Source organism: Sutcliffiella sp. NC1, from assembly GCF_027594365.1.
GTDB lineage: Bacteria > Bacillota > Bacilli > Bacillales > Bacillaceae_I > Sutcliffiella > Sutcliffiella cohnii.
This window is the reverse complement of sequence record NZ_CP115153.1, coordinates 4,543,991-4,566,493: the sequence shown is the minus strand read 5'-3', so window position 1 is coordinate 4,566,493 and position 22,503 is coordinate 4,543,991. Positions and strand designations below refer to the sequence as shown.

Below are 22,503 nucleotides of genomic sequence, written 5' to 3'. Positions count from 1 at the left end.
ATGAACACGAAAAAAGTTGTCGTATTAGCGCTTCATGATGAATTAGAGTCTGCTTACCCACCCTTAAATGTTGCTGTTGGAGCTGCTTCATCCGGGGCTGATGTGATCTTAGCCTTCTCACGAAAAGGAGTAAACATTTTAGATCAAAAATACATTCCTATTCCATCGGATGGAATTGAATACTTGTCTAATGCTCTAGCAGATTTTAACGCACCTTCAATTAACGATTTACTTGAAATAGCTGTTGAATCTGGCGTTAAATTTTATGTGGTGGACTTAGATATAAAGGACCATACGCAATTTAAGTACCCAGCTGAGCAAGTCTCCATTAAATGGCTTTTAAATGAGGCGGTTTCAGCGGATTTGTTTGTACATTTTTAAATATTGAGGAGGAATTTAACGTTGATTAAAATTACAGATGCTGCGATTTCAAAAATAAAACAAGAAGTTAAAGATTTAAAAAAATCATTTATTCGTCTTGCAATGGGCATCGGTTGAGGGGGACCTCAGCTTCATCTGACTCTGGAAGAGTCAGCTTTAGAAAATGATGAGATTATTGAACAAGATGGTATAAATTTTTTTAGTACATGAAACAAACAAACCTTATTTTAATAATGTCAAAATTGATTATACCAAGACCCTATTCGGTGATGGGAAATTTATTGTCCTTACACTATAAGTATATCTGAAAGAAGGAGTTTTTTTGAAGATCAAATCTATAGCATTTTATCTACCATTTATCATTTTAGTATTGTATTTTGGTTATACCCAGTTTGAAAATAAAAGTATTAAAACAATTTCAATTAATGAATTGGAGCAAAAATTACAGGAACCAAAATCCAGTAACATAATCTTTGTAGATGTACGTGAGCCTCATGAATATGAAGCAGGTCATATTAAAGGGATGAAAAACATACCACTTAGCACATTGAAATCTGACTATAGAAGTCTTTCTAAGGATTCGGAAATCGTTTTATTGTGCAGAAGTGGGAAACGAAGTCTTAAAGCTGCAAACATTTTAAAAGATTTTGGTTATGGTAATGTTGTAAGTGTCAGTGGCGGTATTCAAGACTGGCAGGGAGAAATTATAAAATAATTATGGAGTAGGCTGAAAATATGGATAAAGATCATAAAGACTGTGGTAAAGGTAGTTGAGGAATTACCAACAAAAAATCTCGGTCATTTTTTCCACCCATATGACCTGGGATTTTAGTTTGGCTCCTGGTAGGAGTCATCGTCTTAATTCAAAGAATGTTTTAAGAAAAGGGGCTAAACAGCCCCTTTTTTTGTAAACTTCAGGCAATCTTTAGGAGGTACCTATGGATATCATTCAAATCGGTTCATTTACGATTCTTCTTAAATGGTTTCTTCTTGGAGTGGCCATTCTATTTGGACTGGTTCTTATAAAAGTATTGCCGCTACACTTACCGAATAGGGCACAAAATAAGGCAGTATTCGACTTATTAATTAATAGCGTGTTTTTAGGCTTTTTTATTTGGAAAGGTAGCTTACTTCTATTGGAACCATCATTAGTAATAAAAACTCCTTTGTCGTTGTTGTATTTTACTGGAGGAAGTAGTGGTTTAGTCTTAGCTATTATTTTTTCAATCTCCTACTTTATTTATAGAGCTAGGAAATTAGATATTTCAATGCTAGTTACTTTGAAATGCTTATTACTATTTAGTTTTTCAGTGCTATCTGTATATCACTTTTTATCTGCCACCTTTGTAGAGGATAATTTGATTTACCATGTACTTATCGGCATTTATTCGTTGACTAATTTCATACTCATCCTAGTTAAAAGGATTCTATCCTCATATAAGTCATTTTTTTCTGTCATCGTATTATTTTCATTCTACAAAATAATACTCTCATTGATTCTAATCAATGAAAATACGATCTTTATTTTCTCGATAGAGCAGTGGTTTTTTATAGGCTTAATTATCGTGTCTCTATTCTTTTGGGATAGAAAGCTTCAGTAGAAAGAAGGGTGGGAAAGAATTGGAGAATATCACAATATTTTTTGCATTAACTGCAGGAGTACTTTCATTTTTTTCACCATGTGTGTTTCCATTAATTCCTGCATATGTTGCCCATTTAACCGATGGGTCAGTAAAAGATGGAAAAGTAAATACACAGAAAAGTGTACTGTTTTCTCGTTCAATTAGTTTTATCGTTGGATTTAGTATTGTATTTGTGTTATTAGGAGCTTCAGCAAGTGTTGTAGGACAAATGTTTTTAGATAATAAGAAATTGATTCAAATGATAGGTGGATTCCTCATCATTATTTTTGGATTGCAGATGCTTGGTGTATTTAAAATAAAGTTTTTGATGACTGAAAAACGGTTTGATTATAATGGGAAGTCCAAAGCTAGTTCTCTAAAATCATTTATCCTTGGTTTAGCATTTGGATCAGGGTGGACACCTTGTGTAGGACTTGCTTTATCGTCCATTTTATTACTGGCTAGTTCAACTGAAACGATTTATTCTGGCATGTTTTTGTTATGGATATACGCCTTAGGGCTAGGCATTCCTTTTCTTCTGTTATCTATCCTTGTGACATACTCTTTAAACGTTGTTAAAAGAATCAATAAGGTTTTACCAAAGCTTTCGCTAATTAATGGAGTAATTCTTATCATAATGGGATTGTTATTATTCACTGGTCAAATGGAAAAGATCAGTGCTTATCTCTCTACATTCACGATTTTTAAAGGAGTGGGATTATGAACAAACAAATACTCGTCTTAGTAGGTTTGATTGGTCTTTTAGGATGGGGAGTATATGACTATGCATTTTCAGAAAAAGACAATATGAATGACACCTCCCTTAACAGTCGAATAGAAAATAATGATTTAATTAGTGGAATAAAAGAAGGGAATTTGGCACCTGAATTTCAACTCCAGACTTTAGAAGGAAGAGAAGTAAAGCTTTCTGACTATAAAGGAAAGAAGGTCATCCTAAATTTTTGGGCAACTTGGTGTCCTCCGTGTAAAGCTGAAATGCCTCATATGCAAGAATTTTATCTGCAAAATGAAAATGTAGAAATCTTAGCAGTTAATTTAACTACTGCAGAAAAGAACACAAACGATATTGGAAAATTTGTAAAAGATTATGGATTAACTTTTCCAATACTGCTTGATACTAAAGGCGATATAGGAGAAACATATCAAGCTTTTACGATCCCAACAAGTTATATAATTGATTCACAGGGGATTGTTCGAAAGAAAATTGTCGGACCGATGGATAAGGAAATGATGGAGCAATTAATAAAAAGTATCGACTAACATAATTAAATCAAAGGAGACAATCTATGAATTCCTGGAATGATCGATTTAAAAATGAAAATTATGTTTATGGAACTAATCCAAACGTATTTCTTGCAGATATCCATAAAAAATTAAGTCTATCAGGAGATGCATTGGCTATAGCTGAAGGAGAAGGTAGAAATGCAGTCTACTTGGCGCAACAAGGAATGAATGTAACTGCATGGGATTATGCGCAATCCGGACTGACTAAAACAGAAAAGCTCGCCAAGGATAGAAATGTAACAGTTCAAACAAAGCTTGTAGACTTAAATGAAGCTAACTGGGATAAAGATCAGTGGGATGAATTGATTTGTATTTTTGGTCACTTTCCTGAGGCATTACGTAAAAAAACACTTGAAGGTGTTAAGGAAGCAGTTAAACCAGGTGGTTATTTTATTTCAGAAGTGTATTCGGTATATCAACTACCATACAAAAGTGGTGGACCACAAAATATAGAGCTGCTATACAAACCAGAAGAGTTTCTAAGCGTTTTTTCAGATTGGCGGATTGTTCACTTTTTTATGGGCGAGGTTGTAAGGAATGAAGGTGAACTTCATAATGGTTTGTCCCATGTTATTCAGTTTGTGGGGCAAAAAAGAGAATAAAATAATCTTTGGAATTGTCTTGAGCAACTCTTTTAGGTGGTGAATACAAGTGGTAAATACAATGGAGAATATGATGTTTTATGGTATGGGTGGATTACTTATGACCATTTTATGGGCAGTTATTTTTGTTGGTGGAGGCTATTTTGTATACACATTCATGAAAAATAAAGAAAACGGACATGAAGATAACACAAAATAGCCATAGTGGAACTAAAAAACAGTTGTTATGAATGCGTGAAGTGAGTGAATCTATAAATGAAAAATCCCATTTTTATTGTTTTATTTATGAATACCGTCTTTTCAGGTGTATTAGCTTTTTCAAACTTATATATAAACATTTTTTTATGGAATCAAGGAGCAAGTCTTTCTACTATAGGAGTATACAATGCCTCGGTTTTTGTATCTGTGTTCATAGGAACAATAATAGGGGCATATACGATGAGGTGGATAAATAGTCGAATGACATTTGTTTTATCTTCTTCCTTTCTACTTGCGGTGTTCGGATTACTCATAAGCAAAGAAGAAAATGTAATAGGTTATATTATCATTTTAGGTACTTTATATGGTACAGCCATAGGATTGTATTATTCTGGATTTAATCTTTATTCAATATTATTAACCAATCCCGAAAATAGGCAACTTTTTATGGGGATGGAGCAAATTATGAACAGGATAACTGCAGTTTTAACACCATTAATATTTTCTTATTTAATTCCACTAGTGTTGCATTAATTTAGTTTCACTATTAAAAATACTCAAAATGTTCACTAATTTAATTTTATGCAAAGAAAAAGTCCTTTATAATGGATAAGTCAGGTGGTAACCCGTCCAAATCCACTAAAAAAGGACCAGCGCATGGACAAGATTACACGAAAAACTTCATTTGGACAATGGTTTTCACCAATAAATATGAAATTTTTTGAAGATCAGCTGAAAACACAAAAATTAGATTACTATACGAAGAAATTAACGACAGAGTCATTCCTAAAGCTACTACTTTTTGCGCAGCTACAAGAAGTCGAAAGTTTGCATGCGCTAGGCGATTGTTTATTCGATGACCAACTTCAGAAAGGGATTGACCTTGAATCTATCAGTGTTTCTCAGCTGTCTCGGCGAATAAATGGGCTTAACCCCGATTTATTTCAACGTCTTTTTGTTGATTTAGTGGCACAAATTCATGCCAAAACACACGATACAAAACTTGTCATGCCTTTAAAAATCATTGACTCAAGCACATTACCACTGAATTTGACTAATCATAAATGGGCAAAGTTCCGGAACACAAAAGCAGGTGTAAAGTTGCATTTGCGCCTTGTTTTTATGGAAAAAGGCGTTTCCTATCCTGAAAAAGTTGTGATAACAACGGCAAAAGAACATGACCGAGGGCAGCTTGAAGTCATGGTAGATGCCAAGGAATGCATGTATGTTTTTGACCGTGGCTATCTCGATTATGAGCGATTTGACCGCATGACAGACGAGGGTTTCTTTTTCCTAACGAGATTAAAAAAGAATGCGGTTATTCGAGAAATATACAACTTTAACCTCCCGGAAGGTTCAACTGTGATATCCGATCAAATGGTGATAATCGGCTCCACGCAGAAACGAGCAGAAAGTTATTTTCGTCTTCTAAAAGTCGTTGATACAAAAGGCAATGTACTTCAATTAATTACAAATCGTTTTGATGTGAGCGCCGAAGAAATCTCTGAGATGTATAAATCACGCTGGGCAATCGAATTGTTTTTCAAATGGATCAAGGAGCAAGTCTTTCTACTATAGGAGTATACAATGCCTCGGTTTTTGTATCTGTGTTCATAGGAACAATAATAGGGGCATATACGATGAGGTGGATAAATAGTCGAATGACATTTGTTTTATCTTCTTCCTTTCTACTTGCGGTGTTCGGATTACTCATAAGCAAAGAAGAAAATGTAATAGGTTATATTATCATTTTAGGTACTTTATATGGTACAGCCATAGGATTGTATTATTCTGGATTTAATCTTTATTCAATATTATTAACCAATCCCGAAAATAGGCAACTTTTTATGGGGATGGAGCAAATTATGAACAGGATAACTGCAGTTTTAACACCATTAATATTTTCTTATTTAATTCTTTATTATGATTATCATGAAACATTTCGATTAATATTTGTTATGTTGATTATTCAAGTGATTATAAGTTTATTTACACCAAAATATAAAAGCAACTTTAATATTTCATCCTTAAAGTATAAAGATATATGGAAGGAGTATAAAGCTGTTCTCGTTTCTATAGTGGCTTTTGGTTTCTTTCAAAGTATAATTCAACTCGCATCCAGCATTCTCTTATTTCAATATGTTCAAAAGGAAACAATTGTTGGATGGTTAAACACATTGTTTGCAATTACAGGAATAGTAACACTTGTTTTCATAAGCCGTCCACGACTCGTTAAAAATAGAATGAAGGTAACGTATGTAGGGGCTATATTAGCAACCGTCATGACTATTTTTTTATTTTTCCCGAGTGTTTCAACATTAGTTATTTTTAATGTATTGGCAGCAATTGCTTTACCTCTAATATGGATCCCGGTAAGCGTTATTCATTATACGAAGATTAAAGAGTTAGCCTGTGAGTCAGAGGTGAATTGTGATATTGGATTGACGGCACACTATTTGTTAATTAGGGAGTTTATGCTCAATGTGGGGCGTACATCCTTTTATTTATTGCTTATTATGGGACTAGATTTTACCCAAGGATATCATTACATACCAATCTTTTTAGTTTCTTTGATTATTCCACTAGTAATATATATCTGTAATAAAGGTCTGTTTAGAGAACTAAGTTAATTGTTATGGGAATTGTTAGTGTAGTAACTCTTCCTATTTAGTCTTATTTTACTCTTGGGTAAATTAAGAAAAGATGGGATATGATAATCGTAATATATTAAAATCAGTGGAGGATATAATCGTGGAAAAAGTCGTTATTTTAGGAACGGGTCCTGCAGGTTTAACAGCTGCTATTTATTTAGCAAGAGCAAATATGAAACCAATTGTTATAGAAGGAGATCAACCAGGCGGCCAATTAACACTAACAACTGAAGTTGAAAACTTTCCTGGTTTTATTAATGGCATTATGGGACCAGAACATATGAGAAAACAAGCAGAACGTTTTGGAGCTGAATGTTAAGGCTGGAACAACAGAAACGAATATTCCTGGAGTCTTTGCATGTGGGGATGTTCAAGATAAAAAATACCGTCAAGCCATTACAGCAGCAGGTACAGGTTGTATGGCAGCTTTAGATGCAGAGAGGTACTTAGAAGGAAGTGCTGTACACGATTGGAGTAAAACATTGTAGTTAAGTGGATAGTAAAAAACATTACAAAAAATAAAAAAATAACATTGAATCTCGTTTTTAAAAATAATATGTTCGTTAAGTTATGTTAACTCCTATTTCTATTTCTTTAATCCCCATAAACAACTAATTATTATTAGGACAATAAGTTTATTAAGATAAAGTTAATATATATAAAATCAAGCTGCCTTCTGTGCAACTTTTTATTTTTTTAACGAGTCAATAATGAAAGCTCAGAAACTAGGTTTAAAAAGGAATTGATAACCGAAATTATTTACATAGAGTTTGTCTTGGTGTATTGACTTTAATGATATTGCCATCACTTAAATAGGCACTCTAATTTTAGTTTCTTTGATTGTGTTTTTTATTTCATATCTTTCACTTATGACTTTAAAGAATTAATCATTTACCTTTACAAAGTTAGTAAATTAATCTTATAATATAAATACATATACCCCTATAGGTATTTGGTTATGTTTAGTTTTTTGATTGGGGGATTTAAAATATGAACCGAACTACCTGGAGAGAAACAAGGAATTCATCGGAAGAAAATTACTATGAAACGGTATTAAAACATCTCTATAACACCATATTTAAGTTTTCAAAAAATAAAGCGGGTTATTGTGTATTTACTCTTTCTGAAGGAGGAATAGCAGATAAGATGGGTATGACTACTGAGACTCTTCTAAACAAACAGGTTAGGGAGGTATTTCCGTCTGATATTGCATCTGTTATAGAAAGTGCCTAAAACTTCTTTTGAGATCCAGTTAGATAATAATTACTTTCTTGTATATTTATCACCTATTGATGATGACGGCCGAATAATAGAAGTGATCGGAACCGCCATTGATATAACAGAACGGAAGATAGTCGAAAATAAAGTAAAGGAAATGGCGTTTCATGATGCACTTACGCAACTGCCAAATAGACGTTACTTGGAAAAATACGTTATGCAATTGATTGATAGTGAGGATAACCAGTCATTTTCAATTCTTTTCTTAGATATAGATCGTTTTAAATATATTAACGATACATTTGGCCACTTATTTGGGGATAAGGTCCTTATTGCCATCGCTACTCGAATAAGAGAAGTAATCGAGAGTAGGGATTTTCTATTCAGACAGGGTGGAGATGAGTTTATTATTCTATTGCCAAACCGGAATCGCCGACAAGTGACCCAACTAGTCGATAATATCCTTGAATCCTTGGAAAGCCCTTTTTTGATAGAGGGTATAGACATATTTGCCTCAATCAGTATCGGTGCTGCTATGTACCCAAATGATGGGGATCGAGTCGATGTCCTCATGAAACATGCTGACGCAGCTATGTACTTTTCGAAAAGGAAGGGAAAAAATAAGTTTCAATTTTACCAAGAACATGTAGATATGAATTTAAGAGAAAAATTTATCATAGAAACCGATCTTCGTAAAGCTATTCAAGAAAATCAACTAGAACTATTTTATCAACCACAAGTTGAAATTCATACAGAGAAAATTCTTGGATTTGAAGCCTTGCTGCGGTGGAAGCATCCAAAGTTTGGGTATATCAGTCCCATTGAATTCATTCCTATTGCAGAAGAGACGGAATTAATTATTCCAATTGGAAAGTGGGTACTGGAAACGGCTTGTAATCAATTAAAGGAGTTGAACGATAAAGGCTTCTCGTCATTAACATATCTCAACTTCAATTTACTCAAACCAATTTCATTGGAATTATACAGAACATCTTGTCAGATTGTGATATGTCTAGTGGAAAACTTGAACTTGAAATGACAGAATCTATCATGGCGGACTTTCCCCTAGCAGAAAGGATACTTTATCAATTAAATGATTTAGGTGTGAAAATTAGTATTGACGATTTTGGTACTGGATATAGTTCGTTAAGCTATTTAAGTAGGTTGCCTGTTCATAAGTTGAAAATAGATCAATCTTTTTTAAATCCTTTAAGTAACCGTAATAAGACTATCGTAAAAACAATTATCGGGTTAGCAAAAAATTTAAATATGGAGATAATTGCAGAAGGTGTTGAACATGAAGAGCAGGTTTCTTTTTTGATTCAACAAAATTGTGATCAAGCTCAGGGATATTTTTATGGAAAGCCGATGCGAGCTAAGGCTGTTGAAGAACGATTGGCTATGTATTTGCATAATTAGGTTGTCTTTTAACCCTACAAAATGGCTGAAGTATCGAGTTACTAGTCAAATACTGAAGAAGATAGTGTATTTTGAAGTTCTAGATTTTAAAAAAGCAGGTTATGATGGATTTTGCTTTTCTTATTTCCTTTTGGCTTTTAGTTTCGACTATCTATACAAATAGATTCACACAAATGAGTAACCTCATTGGTTTATTATGGAGATTTAAATTATCATATTTAAAACCTCAAAAAGTGAATTCTAAAAAAAAACTGTAGGATTTCAAAAAAGGGGTAAGAATAGTAGAGAATGAAAATGATTCTAATTGTTGTTCGATAAGATAATTTTTACAAGAAACTTCCCTTGTAAAGTTTTAAAAAATACTATTTCACAAGACATATTTATAGATAATTAAAGAAATAAAAATTATGAATGTTGTAGAAAAAATGAAAGGGGCTCATACATCGTGACACTTGACATTTTAATTACTTTTGGAGTTCTGATATTAGCTATAGTACTGTTTGTGACGGAAAAGTTACGGACAGACCTTGTTGCAGTACTAATTATGGTTATCCTTCCTTGGACTGGAGTTATTACTGCGTCAGAAGCATTCATGGGATTTTCCTCAAATGCAGTTATTTCTGTAATTGCAGTTATGCTTATAGGCTATGGGGTTGATCGCTCCGGCATTATGACAGTTGTGGCTGAATTCATTACAAAGCGAGTTGGAGTAAAAGACAAAAATGTAATGGTTAGTACTTCAGCAACGGTTGGTATTATTTCTTCTTTTATGCAAAACATTGGAGCTGCAGCACTTTTTCTTCCTGCTCTTCGGAAAATCGGTAAAAAAGCAAATATACCTGCTTCCAAATTGATTATGCCAATGGGGTTTGCAGCTATACTTGGTGGAACCATTACAATGGTTGCATCAGGTCCACTTATCATCTTAAATGACTTACTTTTAAAAGCGGGAAATGAACCGTTCAATCTTTTCAGTGTTACACCAGTTGGTCTTGCTTTACTTGGTGCGGGTTTACTATACTTTTATCTTTTAAGTGACTGGGTGCTTCCTAAAGCCCAAGGAAAAACAAAACCAAGTGTAACTGAGGTAATTCGTAAAACCTATGAATTACCTGAAGATATTTATGAATTGGACGTTACTGCAAGTAGCTCTCTAAATGGAAAATCTATTGAGGAACTTGACATTTGGAAAAAATACTCTATTCATATTATTGCCCTAAGTGAAGAAGGAAGCCATATATATAGTCCGTGGCGCAAAACACGTCTTCAAGCAAATCAGACCCTTGCAGTTTTAGGCAATAAAGATGCTGTCACCACTTTTGCCAATGATCATCATGTTAAGATGAAAGATGAATTGACCATTTTCTCAAATTTAGAGAATGAAGATCATGCAGGTTTTGCAGAAATTGTGATACCACCTAGATCCGAGGTAATTGGCAAGAAACTTGAAGAAATAGGTTTTAGAAAAAATTACAAATTAGAACCCATTGCTATTATTACACGGGAAGGAGAAAAACATGATATAAAGGAAGTTCCTTTCGAATCAGGTATGCTGATGATAGTTTTCGGTACCTGGGAGAATATAGCCAGTATGAAAGCAATTCGAGATTTTGCTATTATTACAGACATTAATCCTCCTGAACTTGATGCTAAAACCGATAAGAAGAAACACGCGTTATTTTCTATTGCGGTTGCACTTGGTCTTGTATTATTTGGATTCCAGCTTTCACTCAGCTTTTTTACAGGGGCTTTACTAATGATTCTCCTGGGTGTTATTCCTAAAAAAGAGATTTATCCAGCAATTGATTGGAAAACAGTATTTCTTCTTGCAGGGTTAATTCCTTTAGGAACAGCCTTTGAAAAAAGTGGTGCCGCTGAGCTTACTGCGACATTTATTGTTAACCTTGTTGGTGGTTGGGGAACATTAGCCATATTAATGGTTATCGGAATTTTAACAATGTTTTTCTCTCTCTTTATGTCAAATGTAGCGGCTACCGTGCTGTTAGTACCACTTGTAATTATGATGGCAAATTCCTTTGGAATGGATCCCACTGGTCTTGCTTTATTAGTAGCTATATCGGCTTCTAACTCCTTTCTTTTGCCAACTCATCAGGTGAATGCTTTCCTCATGAGTTCAGGAGGATACAGAAATGCTGATTTTTTAAGAGCTGGTAGCATTATGAGTCTTATCTTTCTTATTGTTTCAGTTTTAATGATTTACCTTTTCTACATTTAAAGTTTGAAAAAGATTAGTTTAAAACTATATATTTAGAAAGAAGTGTCTGCCTTAACGTAGTTTGTGGGGTAGATACTTTTTTTAACTTTTTTTCGCCAAATGTATGGCGAATATAGTATAAAGGGAAGATCCTTTAAGTAAAATCGCATATAGAATTTCTTTGCTGCACAGTACAACCAGTGGGACACGTTTTCCCTATAAATGATTAATCCATGAAATGGGAGGATTACTAATTCTTTTAGTAATTACAACTAATTTATCGAGAAATGGAATGAAAGCCGTCAAGTTGAGCTGAAACATTTCCACTGATACTCCTACATGCGAAATATGATAGTAGCCATAAATTGTATGAAACTAGGTGAAGTCGGCTGAACAATACCTAAGTGACATTCTTTCATAAGGTAATGGATAGGTCGGGTGGCTGAAAAAATAATCATGGTGAGAATGTCCACTGTGACTGACGAATTTGCGAATGTACGGGTCTAGAACTGTACTCTTTCGAAAGACAGAGGATACAAATGTATCATGAGATACCGAAAAGTAAAATATTGGTTGTATGAAATTCGGGATAGAAAACAATGATTCTATAATCTCATAGGCTTAAAGCAAACACCTAAAATTATTAGAGATAGCTAGATATATTGGAACGTGGTAAGCAAGGAACTGTTATTTAAAAATCTACTAATGGACAGTTGCATATAAAGTTCTTCCGAACTGAAATTGCTTTATCCTTGTGAAAGTAGGGGTACAGTACCTTTGAAGCGTGTAATGAACGTGGAGGGATAGCCCCAAGTCTTGTAAATCCTAAAATTATAATCTAACTAGATGAAGTTCAAAGGGTCAGGTAGGAACGTGGGTTTAACACTTCTAGGGGGTGTCCACGATTGAACGCTAATTTGCGATATTGGGAATACTATAACATGCAGGAAACATTCGATAAGTTATATGAAGATAGCAGGCATGGTCAAAGTTTTAGCAAATTATATGACATTATCACATCCGAAAGTAATATCCTTCTAGCATATAGAACTATTAAGAGTAATAAGGGTTCGACAACAGCTGGTACTGACAACTTTATCATTGATAACTACAAAGTTATGCGTAAAGAAGACTTTGTAAAACACATAAAGAATCAATTGAAAAATTATAGACCAAAAGCAGTTAGGAGGGTTTATATTCCTAAACCCAACGTTGACAAGAGACCTCTTGGAATCCCATCTATGCTGGACAGGTTGATTCAACAAATGATAAAACAAGTCATTGAGCCTATTTGTGAGGCGAAGTTTTACAAACATAGCTATGGGTTTAGACCATTAAGGAGCACACATCATGCGGTATCCAGAACTATGTCGCTAATCAATAGAAATAAACTTCATTACTCTGTGGATATTGATATAAAAGGATTTTTCGATAATGTTAATCACTCGCTATTACTTAAACAGCTATGGAATATTGGAATTAGAGATAAAGCACTTTTAAAAATAATATATAAAATACTTAAAACTCCAATAAAAGGAGAAGGAATACCCTTGAAGGGAACACCGCAAGGCGGATTATGCAAAGCTTCGCATAATCCACCTTATGCAAAGAAAGTTATTATGCAAAGTAATTCTTACAACCCCTTATATTTGTTAAAAATTTAATTGTTTTACTTTGCATAATATCCCAACCTTAAAGTTAGAAAACTATGTTTTCAATTTTTTAAGGTTAGGAGAAATATTAATGAAAAAGAAAGTTTTAAAGGAACTAATACTTGATCTTGAACAGGAACTTATAAGATTAGGTTATACCAAAGGAAGCATGAATTTCTATAGGAGACGGTGGAAAATGCTGCTTGAGTTTGCGGGGGATTTGGATGAACTGTATTATACTGAACACCTTGGATTAAGCTTTTTAGAAAATTGTTTCAATATCCTTGAAAAAGATCTTGATGGGACACTTACGCAAAGCGAAGTTCAGAACCTAAGAGTCATTAGAATGTTGGGGGATTTTCAACTACAATAGTTTGTAAAAAAATCAGTAAGATGTTTAGCGAAATTAGTTGGATTCATAAGTGTCACCAGCGAGTTTAGGAATCAAATCAGATGACGGTACGGACTTTGAGAACTATATTTGCATTTATCGGTTCCATGAAAAAATCTCTTCAGTTCATCCTCTGTATATATATGAGGTACATATGGCTCTCTGTTGACTTAGCTAACGGTATTTTAACTATTAACAATTCAAAGAAAGATAATAGTAGATTAGTAACGATGACTGATGGCTTCAATGTGATTTCCGGGAATACATCAGCTGTTAGCCTAAGGTAGTAGGCTGTTTCAGCAAATGAATCATGACCTAGATAGACTCTGCTTTCATGGCTTGCTGAAATGAAATAAGAATTAAATATTATGCAAAGTAAATCGTACTGAAATCCCGTAACCGCGAGGTTTTAGTTGATTACTTTGCATAATGTTGTACTTTGCATAAGGTGGAATTCTATCACCCTTATTATCAAACATAGTGCTGAATGACTTAGACCAATGGGTTGCAGGACAATGGGAAAACTTCCTAACAAAACGCACGTATTCCCATAATTTTAGCAAGTGTAATGCATTAAGAAACACTTCTAAAATGAAAGAAGGGTATATAGTAAGGTATGCAGATGATTTTAAAATCTTTGCAAGAGACCCACATTCAGCTAAGAAATGGTATCATGCCGTGCGTCAATATCTAAAAGACAGGCTTAAACTAGATATCTCTCATGAGAAATCAAAAGGAAAGTCTGAATTTCTTGGATATACCTTATACGCAATTAAGAAAAGTGACAAATGGGTATGTAACTCCAATATTCGGAAAAAGAAAAAACTAGAAATTAAGACAAAAGCAAAAGAGCTAATCAAAAAAATTCAAAAATCACCAACAGCTCAGAATGTTCTTTTATACAATTCCTTTATCTTAGGTATACACAACTATTTCAAATATGTAACCAATGTTAATCTCGATATGCAAAGAATAGCCTACGACTTATCAATGACCTTATATAATCGTTTTAAAAATATAGGAGTTAGAGAAAGACCTATAAATGCACCTCCATCATATGAAAAATTCTATAAGAGTAACTACACAACCTATAAAATTTGTGGAATCTACTTATATCCCTTGGCTGATATACGAACAAAGGTAGCAAAAAGTTTTAGTAATAAACGTTCGTTTTATAGCAAAGATGGGCGAGAATCAATACACAAATATTTAGCGCCTGAAATATCTTATGAAATTCAAAAACTACTTATTTCAAACATACCAAACGGTACAATGGAGTACTTAGATAACAGAATTTCAAGGTATTCAATGAAAATGGGGAAATGTGAAATTACTAATGAATTTATTTATGCACATGAAGTTCATTGTCACCATTTCAAGCCAAAAAAGCTTGGTGGAAAGGGACGGGGGGACAGGAAAATCGTCTACACAAAAATTGGAAATTAATAATAGCCCGAAAGAGCGTTTACCCAAGATATTTCCCTCATAGAAAACTCAATCAAAAGCAAAAGACACCAATAGAACAAGCACTAAATCTATTGGTGTCTTTTCTACATAATAATGAGGTTTACGATGCCAATTGTAACCGTCAATTGGTTTAATGAAGCGATGAACGAAGGGATTATAAAGTCGTTCACTAAGAAAATGAAACTCTTAGATGGTATTATCTTAGTTACTGAAATATTTAATATTAAGTAATTATAACTAGACAAAAGGAACAAGTGTTCCATATAATATTTTTAGCAACTACATAAAGCGGATGGGCGGTTGACCATCTCCTTACGGTAAGGAGGTGGGGTAAAAATGGTGACATATGAAGCAATGAACATGCTATTTCATTTTGGTATGTTGATTATAGCGTTAATAACAGCGACTGTAACAGTAATCACACTTGTCATCCATAGAAAAGAGAAATAACCGCCCCCAAGACCAATGAGTAGGCGGTTTATTTCTCGTCTAATTAAAACTTGGTCAGCCGCTCTTCAAGCGGCATGTAGTTGTGTTGAACGTGTGTTCTCAGCACACGTTCTTTTTAAGTATTGTCTTTATGAATAAATTATATAATTTTCAAATAGATTAATGCAACTAGTTTTGTGTGGAAAGGGACGAGGGGATAGGTTAAAAAGTCGTTCACACAGAATAATGGAAATTAGCAGGTGGTATCTTAGTTTCTAAATATCAAGCATAGCTTTAAATTAATCACACATATCATCCTAGAAAAGCGAAATAAAAACTGGAATCTAGTATAACCTTTCTTCAATTGCTCCATAGCCTTATATCCTAAAAGCAATGGCCACCCTCTAAGAGAAAAAACTAGCCTACACACGTAAATTAATATTATTGTCAAAATTTTTAATGAAATAGTTGACCTTTAGTCCATCATTTATTAAAATAAATATAGAACAAACGTTCTAAAACTATCCTTATTCTCTCTTCAAACTCTCCCACTACATCAGTCAGTTTTTCTTTATTTGCTATAAGGAGGAAAATCTATGACAGAAAAAATCACTACAATAGGATTAAAAGGAATGGAAGGCTATCGTGTGACGGTCGAAATTCAATTAATAGAAGGTCCGGAATGTGTTGTAATTGTAGGCTTACCAGATGCATCTGTGAAAGAAGCAAAGGAAAGAATTACAGCTGCACTTCATACTTTTAAGCAAGGATTAGAAGAGAAGGTGGTAATCAATTTATCACCAGCCGAGCAAAAAAAGAATGGTCCAATGTTTGATTTGCCAATGGCTATCGGCTTACTTTGTGCCATGAACATCATTCATGATCCTATAAATGAACACACTGGTTTTATCGGTTCGCTTTCGTTAGATGGGACGATTCAGCCTGTCGAAGGAATGTTACCTGCCATAATTGCAGCCAAAAAAATCGGACTAAAACAGCTATATTTACCATTTGACGAACATTTACCCTCAATAGAGTTTTCGGACTTAGAGCTAATATATGTAACGAGTTTACAAGATGTAATGGATCATTTATCTGGTCAATCTATATTCTCTTTTCATAGAAAAAAAGAGATGAAAATCGAGCAAAAAGTACATGCAGTTACATTCGAACAAATCATTGGCCATGAGTACGCAAAAAGAGCGTTAGAAGTAGCAGCTGCTGGAGGTCATCATTTCTTTATGTCAGGTCCCCCAGGATGTGGTAAAAGTATGTTAGCAGAAAGTTTTGCGTCGATCATGCCTAATTTAACGAGCGAAGAGCAGTTAGAGGTGATGAGTTTATACCATTTAAGTGATGTCGCGTTAGAAGACGCTAACAACAGGCCGTTTCGTACTCCGCATCATTCTGCATCAAGTGTTTCGATCATCGGTGGTGGACAATATCCAAAACCAGGCGAAATATCCCTTGCTCACCATGGGGTCCTCTTTTTAGATGAGATAGCGGAATTCAGCAAGAAAACATTAGATATGCTTCGACAACCAATTGAAACCGGTTATGTAACAATTAGTCGAGCGAATGCTACTGTAAATTATCCAGCCCAGTTTACGATGATTGGCGCGATGAACCCTTGTCCTTGTGGTTACTTAGGAGCTACTAACTATTATTGTACTTGTACAAAAAGGCAAGTTATCGCGTATCAAAACAGGCTGTCAGGACCAATTCGGGACCGGTTTGATATTTTTCTTTCTCTTCACGGAGTTAATTTTAACAACTATCACAAGCCGAGTGAGACATCCAAAGACGTTCAACAAAGGGTGAAGTATGCAAGAAAAATGCAAAGGGAAAGGTATGGTAACAATATAACAAATAGTCGAGTCTCCTATGATACACTCCTTCAAACAAGTCCACTTCAACCTTCCCAACAACAAATGCTGCGGCATATAGCTACAAAACAGCAACTTAGTAATCGGACACAAATTAAAATTATTCGGTTAGCGAGAACCATTTCAGACTTAGCACAATCCGACACTATCACAGACCAAAGTCTATGGGAGGCTGTAAAATTAAATAGCCGCCAATCTTCTAGTTCTGTAATCGGAAGAATAGGAACTGCTAGGTGATAGAATATGCCGAGAGAAAAAAGGAAGAAAAGTAAAACAGGAATTTACCATGTAATGTTAAGAGGAATCAATCAACAAACAATATTTGAAGACAAGGATGATAAGAGGAGATTTCTAGAAACATTAGCGAAGTTTAAAGAGGTAGGTCAATATGTTATATATGGATATTGTCTCATGGACAACCATATACACTTATTAATAAAAGAGACAGAAGAACCTTTGTCTCTATCTATTCAAAGGGTTATTTCTAGTTATGTACATTGGTACAATAGTAAATATAGTAGGTGTGGTCATCTATTCCAGGAACGTTATAAAAGTGAAGTAGTAGAAGATACAAAATATTTTCTCGTCGTTCTTCGATATATTCACCAAAATCCACTAAAAGCTGGTCTAGCTAAAACTATACTAGATTGTAAATGGACAAGTCTCAAAGAATATCTATATAAGCCAAAATTAGTTGAAATTGAGTTAGCCCTATCGAGATTTTCTCATGATCCAAAAGTGGCGCGGAATCTATTTTTAATATTTATGAGCCAAGACAACCAAGATGAATGTTTAGATTATTATAATAAACCTACTGATGAGGAAGTTAGGGAATACTTGAGAGAGTTAGGCATTGTCAACAGCTCTAGTTTACAAAGAATGCAAAGAACAAGGAGAAATGAAATACTCCGCCAACTCAAAAAAGTGGAAGGAGTATCACTTGGGCAACTGTCAAGAGTAACAGGTATATCCAAAAGCTTAATACATCGGGTGGTAAGCCGCTGAGAATGATCTACACAGGTATTGGGCATTAATAATAGCCTAAAGGGTGCTTACTCAAGATTCACCTCAAGAATCATAAGGCAGAAAAAGCAATGTTTCTATGGACTTGACTATCATTCTTAAATAGAAAGCAACCATAAATGGAATGCCTAGACGTCAATCTCAAATATACTTGAAATATTATTTACATTTATATACACATCTCTATGTAGTTGATAGAAACCAAAGTTGTCAGCTTTTTTGCCTATATAGTAAAAGAAATCCTTTGTTGACATACTTAGTTCGTGTGTTTCTCCACCAGCCATTTTAATGATAATCATTCGTATTCCCTCCTTTATTAATAGTTATTCCTAATATAAAGAGAGTATGCATAGAGACGATAGATTAGCTCAAAAGACGGGGGACGAAGGGACAGGAAAGTCGTCTACGCTAATATTGGAAATTAGTAATAGCCCGAAAGGGCGTTCACTCCATGAGGGCACTCCTGATAAGTTATCTTCTTTTAATTTTCATTTGTAAATACATTTAAAATATTTTCTGGAGTTTGGGACTCTGCCAATCTTTCAAGAGTAACACAGAGGTTTATATTTCCCGTCATCTCAAATGTGTACAATATTCGGAAAATGTACTTTATAAAAAGGGAGAATAGCACTATAATAGAAACTAGGAATATAGTATTTTAGTATTTTATATAGGGGGAAAGATGCGTGTCTAACGTCATGATTTTCAAAAATTATTTACAGAAACAAAACATTTTCATGGAAGAAGTAAAAGAAGATAACGGTGGTGTTTTTTTTAGAACTAGACAAGGTTTCGATAATGGCGGTGCTGTAGTAATAGTAGTTGCTTTTAATGATAGAGAGGATTTAATTGATTTACAAATCTTTGGTGTTGCTAGTATAAAAAACCCTCTAAAGAAGGAAGCAGTACATAACCTAATTAATGAGTTAAACGTAAATTATAGATTTACAAAATTTATGGAAGTAGATGGAAATGTATCAGCGCAATATTCTTATAGTATAGGACAAGGTGAATTAGATCCAGCGTTTTTGATGGATTCACTTCTAATGCTATTACGTTCTGCGGAAGATAATTATCCTAAGTTTATGAAATTACAATGGGCATAAAAAAGAAGGTGGCTAACGCTGATAAAAAGTTAGCCACCTTTTTTTTGTTATTGTATGAGGTGACAGAAAAGTCGTTCGCACAGATATTGAAATTTAGTATAGCCCGTAGTGGTGTTCACTCAAGATATCCATCATGAAAAACTCCTTTTTCCCCTTAATTTATACTCGCTATTAGTAGTGTCGTCTATGTAAATTCGTAAATCAGAATTCCGTCCTCCAACGCCATGATAATTTTACAAAACTAATTTAGCAGTGTTTTTTTCGCGCAATAAAAAACACCAATCTCCATAGAGTTGGCGTTTTAGAAACTGGGAAAAGGATGGCTTCACTGTGCTGTTAATATGAATGGACCGTCTTTCGTAATTGCTATAGTGTGTTCGTATTGTGCGGATAGACTACTATCAAATGTTTTCGCTGTCCATCCATTTGAATCTACATACGTATACCATTCTCCCTCATTTACCATTGGTTCGATCGTTATAACCATTCCTTCTTTTAATGGAAGCCCATCGCTTGGTGAACCGAAATGAAAAACTTCTGGTTCCTCATGGATAGTTGGACCAATGCCATGACCCGTAAATTCCCGAACGACAGAAAAGCCTTGTGATTCTACATAAGATTGGATCGCATGCCCTATATCACCTAGTGTATGACCAACATGTGCCTGTTCAATCCCTTTATATAGAGATTTTTTCGTTACTTCGATTAACTTCTTCGCACTGGCACTAATCGTCCCAATTGGATACGTCCAAGCTGAATCAGCGAGAGCACCGTCTAAATTTACGACCATGTCAATGGTAACAATATCACCGTTCTGGAGTGGTTGTTTCCTCGGAAACCCATGGCACACTTCCTCATTAATGGAAGCACATATGGCATACGGATATCCTTTGTATCCTTTTTGTTCTGGTGTTGCACCATGCCTTTTCAAATAATCTTCTACAAAACTATTAATTTCTAATGTCGAGATACCAATATCAAGTATGTTGCGTAGTTCCTTGTGACACGAGGCTAGTAGTTTACCAGCCTCATACATCCGCTGAATTTCTTCATCTGATTTTATTGTTATCATTTCATCACCTACATTACTTCTAGAGCCGTTTACTTTATCATAATCAAATCGGTCTTGTAATGTACCTGTAGGAATAGCGATTTTTAATCCTCCACATTTCTAACTGGATGGCACTTGGCGCAGCTGCTTCACCAGGTCCATACCCTTATCCTTATCCGTACTATCCACAATATTAATTTAAAAGAATGGAAACCGTTATGAAGACGTGTTTCCATTCCTTCTAATTAATATAATGTTACTTAAAAAATTTGAAACAATTATTATCCGCTTAACTCCCTTAGCGCTCCTTTAATTTCATCATCAAATTCCACTTCCAAACTCATATCGTGTTCATACACATAGAAGATTAATACATTTTCAACTTCATAAACATGATAAGAAACAGTATCCATTGTCGCAGTTTTCTCCTCAAAGTCCTCTAAACCCTTTTCTCGTTCTTCCGCTGATTTATAATAATAGACGGTTAACAACTTTCCATCTAATTCAAAAGAGGAAGGTTTGACGCCATTCAGTTTCATTCTAAAAATGCTATCATTGTGAAAATTACTATTTTCTTTAATGTCCAACTGATGTTTTTCAAAAGAAGATACTACTTCATCCAGTGTTATAATATGAGGATTTGCTGATTGGCAAGAAGTTAGTAAGAAAACGATTGATATAAGAAAAAGAGTTACCTTATTCAATTAAACACCTCCTAAAATATTTGACGTAATAATAGATTAGATGTTTCAAGTGGGTTTAAATAATCACTCTTAAGAGCGAATGGTTGAGCTTACTAGTAAAAAGTTTACTTTTTTTTACGATGCAGATGAGGTACCATGAGTGTTATATCAAATGTAATACGATAAAGAGGTGTCAATAATGAATCAACCAATTTTTCTATCTCCTACTTTCCAAGAAAGAATTTGGGGTGGAACGAAACTTGCAACAGAGTTTAATTATAAAATCCCTTCAGACATTACGGGTGAATGTTGGGCAGTTTCTGGGCATCCAAACGGACAAAGTATCGTAAAAGATGGACCTTTCAAAGGAATGTCATTAGGGGATTTATATCAACAACATAAAGAACTATTTGGCAACTATAAAAGTGATGTATTCCCACTGCTAACGAAAATATTAGATGCAAATGATGATTTATCTGTTCAAGTTCATCCAGATGATGTTTATGCAAATAAATACGAGAACGGTGAACTAGGTAAAACCGAATGTTGGTATGTAATTGATTGTGAAAAGGATGCAGAAATCATTTTTGGCCATACAGCCAAAACGAAAGAACAATTAAGTGAAATGATTGAAAATGGTGAATGGGAATCACTACTAACACGGGTTAAGGTGAAACCAGGAGACTTTTTCTATGTACCGAGTGGGACTATTCATGCCCTTTGCGCAGGTGTATTAATTTTGGAAACTCAGCAAAGTTCAGATACAACCTATAGAGTGTATGACTATGATAGGAAAGATAAAGAAGGTAACACGAGAGAACTACATTTAGAAAAATCGATAGATGTAACAAAAGTTCCACATGAAGGAATCAATGTAAAACCGATCGTCAATGAACTAGACGGGGCAACTATTACAACATTTATTAAAGAGAAATACTTCTCTGTTTATAAGTGGGATATAACAAAAAGCTATAAAGCCAAGCAAGACAAGCATTTCTTGATTGGAAGTGTCATTGGAGGAGAAGGTCAACTGATTACAGAATCAGGTAGTTTCTCTATTGGTAAAGGAGATCATTTTATTTTGCCGAATGAGTTGGAGAGTTTTATCGTGGAAGGTAACGTAAGTCTTATTGTTTCACATCCATAATTTATTTTCAGGGCCGTTACATTCAACGGCCTTTTTGATTATATTGTGTACTTAGGA

General features: G+C 34.4%; 23 protein-coding genes and 4 pseudogenes. 24 read left to right on the top strand and 3 right to left on the bottom strand.

Features of this window, described 5'->3' with window-relative positions; all coding sequences use genetic code 11:
• The 22 genes and pseudogenes from O1A01_RS23445 to O1A01_RS23335 all read left to right on the top strand — a co-directional run bounded on the left by O1A01_RS23445 (window position 1) and on the right by O1A01_RS23335 (window position 18,441).
• A complete protein-coding gene (locus tag O1A01_RS23445; RefSeq protein WP_270065155.1) occupies window positions 1-381 on the top strand; it encodes a peroxiredoxin family protein in 381 nt (126 codons plus the stop codon).
• 322 nt (window positions 382-703) lie between these two features.
• Window positions 704-1,096 carry a rhodanese-like domain-containing protein gene (locus O1A01_RS23440; protein ID WP_066419886.1) on the top strand — a complete coding sequence of 131 codons (393 nt, stop codon included), beginning with the start codon at window positions 704-706 and terminating at the stop codon, window positions 1,094-1,096.
• A 223-nt stretch (window positions 1,097-1,319) separates the two neighbouring features.
• Window positions 1,320-1,982 (top strand): hypothetical protein, encoded by a 663-nt coding sequence (locus O1A01_RS23435; protein WP_066419885.1) that lies wholly within the window; start codon window positions 1,320-1,322, stop codon window positions 1,980-1,982.
• A 19-nt stretch (window positions 1,983-2,001) separates the two neighbouring features.
• A complete protein-coding gene (locus O1A01_RS23430; protein ID WP_084380655.1) occupies window positions 2,002-2,727 on the top strand; it encodes a cytochrome c biogenesis CcdA family protein in 726 nt (241 codons plus the stop codon).
• Window positions 2,724-3,284 carry a peroxiredoxin family protein gene (locus O1A01_RS23425; protein WP_270065154.1) on the top strand — a complete coding sequence of 187 codons (561 nt, stop codon included), beginning with the start codon at window positions 2,724-2,726 and terminating at the stop codon, window positions 3,282-3,284. The genes O1A01_RS23430 and O1A01_RS23425 overlap by 4 nt, the downstream gene beginning before the upstream one ends.
• Before the next feature lie 26 nt (window positions 3,285-3,310).
• A complete protein-coding gene (locus O1A01_RS23420) occupies window positions 3,311-3,910 on the top strand; it encodes a class I SAM-dependent methyltransferase (RefSeq protein ID WP_066419883.1) in 600 nt (199 codons plus the stop codon).
• A 49-nt stretch (window positions 3,911-3,959) separates the two neighbouring features.
• Window positions 3,960-4,109 carry an SHOCT domain-containing protein gene (locus O1A01_RS23415; protein WP_157076699.1) on the top strand — a complete coding sequence of 50 codons (150 nt, stop codon included), beginning with the start codon at window positions 3,960-3,962 and terminating at the stop codon, window positions 4,107-4,109.
• 239 nt (window positions 4,110-4,348) lie between these two features.
• Window positions 4,349-4,642 (top strand): hypothetical protein, encoded by a 294-nt coding sequence (locus O1A01_RS23410; protein ID WP_270065153.1) that lies wholly within the window; start codon window positions 4,349-4,351, stop codon window positions 4,640-4,642.
• 123 nt (window positions 4,643-4,765) lie between these two features.
• Window positions 4,766-5,674: pseudogene (locus tag O1A01_RS23405) on the top strand (IS4 family transposase); the annotation flags it as partial.
• Entirely contained in the window at window positions 5,656-6,738 is a 1,083-nt protein-coding gene (locus tag O1A01_RS23400) for an MFS transporter (protein ID WP_270065152.1), read from the top strand. The pseudogene O1A01_RS23405 and the gene O1A01_RS23400, both read left to right, overlap by 19 nt.
• Before the next feature lie 73 nt (window positions 6,739-6,811).
• Window positions 6,812-7,247: pseudogene (locus O1A01_RS23395) on the top strand (NAD(P)/FAD-dependent oxidoreductase).
• A 502-nt stretch (window positions 7,248-7,749) separates the two neighbouring features.
• A complete protein-coding gene (locus O1A01_RS23390; protein ID WP_270065151.1) occupies window positions 7,750-7,992 on the top strand; it encodes a hypothetical protein in 243 nt (80 codons plus the stop codon).
• A gap of 142 nt (window positions 7,993-8,134) precedes the next feature.
• Window positions 8,135-9,396 (top strand): annotated as a pseudogene (locus tag O1A01_RS25470) (putative bifunctional diguanylate cyclase/phosphodiesterase).
• A 445-nt stretch (window positions 9,397-9,841) separates the two neighbouring features.
• Window positions 9,842-11,632 (top strand): SLC13 family permease, encoded by a 1,791-nt coding sequence (locus O1A01_RS23375; RefSeq protein ID WP_270065149.1) that lies wholly within the window; start codon window positions 9,842-9,844, stop codon window positions 11,630-11,632.
• 920 nt (window positions 11,633-12,552) lie between these two features.
• Window positions 12,553-13,188: pseudogene (locus tag O1A01_RS23370) on the top strand (reverse transcriptase domain-containing protein); the annotation flags it as partial.
• 166 nt (window positions 13,189-13,354) lie between these two features.
• A complete protein-coding gene (locus tag O1A01_RS23365; protein WP_270065148.1) occupies window positions 13,355-13,636 on the top strand; it encodes a hypothetical protein in 282 nt (93 codons plus the stop codon).
• 80 nt (window positions 13,637-13,716) lie between these two features.
• Complete coding sequence (locus O1A01_RS23360; RefSeq protein ID WP_270065147.1) at window positions 13,717-13,941, top strand: hypothetical protein; 225 nt, start codon at window positions 13,717-13,719, stop codon at window positions 13,939-13,941.
• 193 nt (window positions 13,942-14,134) lie between these two features.
• On the top strand, window positions 14,135-15,100 hold the full coding sequence (locus O1A01_RS23355) for an RNA-dependent RNA polymerase family protein (protein ID WP_270065146.1): 966 nt from the start codon (window positions 14,135-14,137) through the stop codon (window positions 15,098-15,100).
• A gap of 126 nt (window positions 15,101-15,226) precedes the next feature.
• Complete coding sequence (locus O1A01_RS23350; protein ID WP_268874269.1) at window positions 15,227-15,352, top strand: hypothetical protein; 126 nt, start codon at window positions 15,227-15,229, stop codon at window positions 15,350-15,352.
• 105 nt (window positions 15,353-15,457) lie between these two features.
• A complete protein-coding gene (locus O1A01_RS23345) occupies window positions 15,458-15,571 on the top strand; it encodes a putative holin-like toxin (protein ID WP_220096662.1) in 114 nt (37 codons plus the stop codon).
• Between the two features lie 575 nt (window positions 15,572-16,146).
• Entirely contained in the window at window positions 16,147-17,673 is a 1,527-nt protein-coding gene (locus O1A01_RS23340; RefSeq protein WP_066415165.1) for a YifB family Mg chelatase-like AAA ATPase, read from the top strand.
• Window positions 17,674-17,679: 6 nt separating this feature from the next.
• Entirely contained in the window at window positions 17,680-18,441 is a 762-nt protein-coding gene (locus tag O1A01_RS23335; RefSeq protein ID WP_066415162.1) for a transposase, read from the top strand.
• 146 nt (window positions 18,442-18,587) lie between these two features.
• Here the strand turns inward: O1A01_RS23335 and O1A01_RS23330 are convergent, their stop codons facing one another.
• Window positions 18,588-18,758, bottom strand: coding sequence for a hypothetical protein (locus O1A01_RS23330; RefSeq protein WP_157076631.1), 171 nt, complete (start codon window positions 18,756-18,758; stop codon window positions 18,588-18,590).
• A gap of 387 nt (window positions 18,759-19,145) precedes the next feature.
• On the opposite strand from O1A01_RS23330, the gene O1A01_RS23325 reads away from it, so the two are divergent.
• Entirely contained in the window at window positions 19,146-19,565 is a 420-nt protein-coding gene (locus tag O1A01_RS23325; protein ID WP_270065145.1) for a YbjN domain-containing protein, read from the top strand.
• A 325-nt stretch (window positions 19,566-19,890) separates the two neighbouring features.
• On the opposite strand, the gene map is transcribed toward O1A01_RS23325, so the two are convergent.
• Entirely contained in the window at window positions 19,891-20,637 is a 747-nt protein-coding gene (gene map / locus O1A01_RS23320; RefSeq protein WP_270065144.1) for a type I methionyl aminopeptidase, read from the bottom strand.
• A gap of 260 nt (window positions 20,638-20,897) precedes the next feature.
• Complete coding sequence (locus tag O1A01_RS23315) at window positions 20,898-21,320, bottom strand: hypothetical protein (protein ID WP_270065143.1); 423 nt, start codon at window positions 21,318-21,320, stop codon at window positions 20,898-20,900.
• A 175-nt stretch (window positions 21,321-21,495) separates the two neighbouring features.
• Here O1A01_RS23315 and manA point away from each other — a divergent pair, with 175 nt between their 5' ends.
• On the top strand, window positions 21,496-22,446 hold the full coding sequence (gene manA, locus O1A01_RS23310) for a mannose-6-phosphate isomerase, class I (RefSeq protein WP_270066459.1): 951 nt from the start codon (window positions 21,496-21,498) through the stop codon (window positions 22,444-22,446).
• The last annotated feature ends 57 nt before the right edge of the window (window positions 22,447-22,503 follow it).

Coding starts and splice junctions, on each gene's coding strand:
- O1A01_RS23445 (WP_270065155.1), top strand. CDS start 1: ATGAACACGAAAAAAGTTGTCGTATTAGCGCTTCATGATGAATTAGAG.
- O1A01_RS23435 (WP_066419885.1), top strand. CDS start 1,320: ATGGATATCATTCAAATCGGTTCATTTACGATTCTTCTTAAATGGTTT.
- O1A01_RS23425 (WP_270065154.1), top strand. CDS start 2,724: ATGAACAAACAAATACTCGTCTTAGTAGGTTTGATTGGTCTTTTAGGA.
- O1A01_RS23420 (WP_066419883.1), top strand. CDS start 3,311: ATGAATTCCTGGAATGATCGATTTAAAAATGAAAATTATGTTTATGGA.
- O1A01_RS23410 (WP_270065153.1), top strand. CDS start 4,349: ATGAGGTGGATAAATAGTCGAATGACATTTGTTTTATCTTCTTCCTTT.
- O1A01_RS23400 (WP_270065152.1), top strand. CDS start 5,656: ATGGATCAAGGAGCAAGTCTTTCTACTATAGGAGTATACAATGCCTCG.
- O1A01_RS23390 (WP_270065151.1), top strand. CDS start 7,750: ATGAACCGAACTACCTGGAGAGAAACAAGGAATTCATCGGAAGAAAAT.
- O1A01_RS23365 (WP_270065148.1), top strand. CDS start 13,355: ATGAAAAAGAAAGTTTTAAAGGAACTAATACTTGATCTTGAACAGGAA.
- O1A01_RS23360 (WP_270065147.1), top strand. CDS start 13,717: ATGACGGTACGGACTTTGAGAACTATATTTGCATTTATCGGTTCCATG.
- O1A01_RS23350 (WP_268874269.1), top strand. CDS start 15,227: ATGCCAATTGTAACCGTCAATTGGTTTAATGAAGCGATGAACGAAGGG.
- O1A01_RS23345 (WP_220096662.1), top strand. CDS start 15,458: ATGGTGACATATGAAGCAATGAACATGCTATTTCATTTTGGTATGTTG.
- O1A01_RS23340 (WP_066415165.1), top strand. CDS start 16,147: ATGACAGAAAAAATCACTACAATAGGATTAAAAGGAATGGAAGGCTAT.
- O1A01_RS23335 (WP_066415162.1), top strand. CDS start 17,680: ATGCCGAGAGAAAAAAGGAAGAAAAGTAAAACAGGAATTTACCATGTA.
- O1A01_RS23330 (WP_157076631.1), bottom strand. CDS start 18,758: ATGATTATCATTAAAATGGCTGGTGGAGAAACACACGAACTAAGTATG.
- map (WP_270065144.1), bottom strand. CDS start 20,637: ATGATAACAATAAAATCAGATGAAGAAATTCAGCGGATGTATGAGGCT.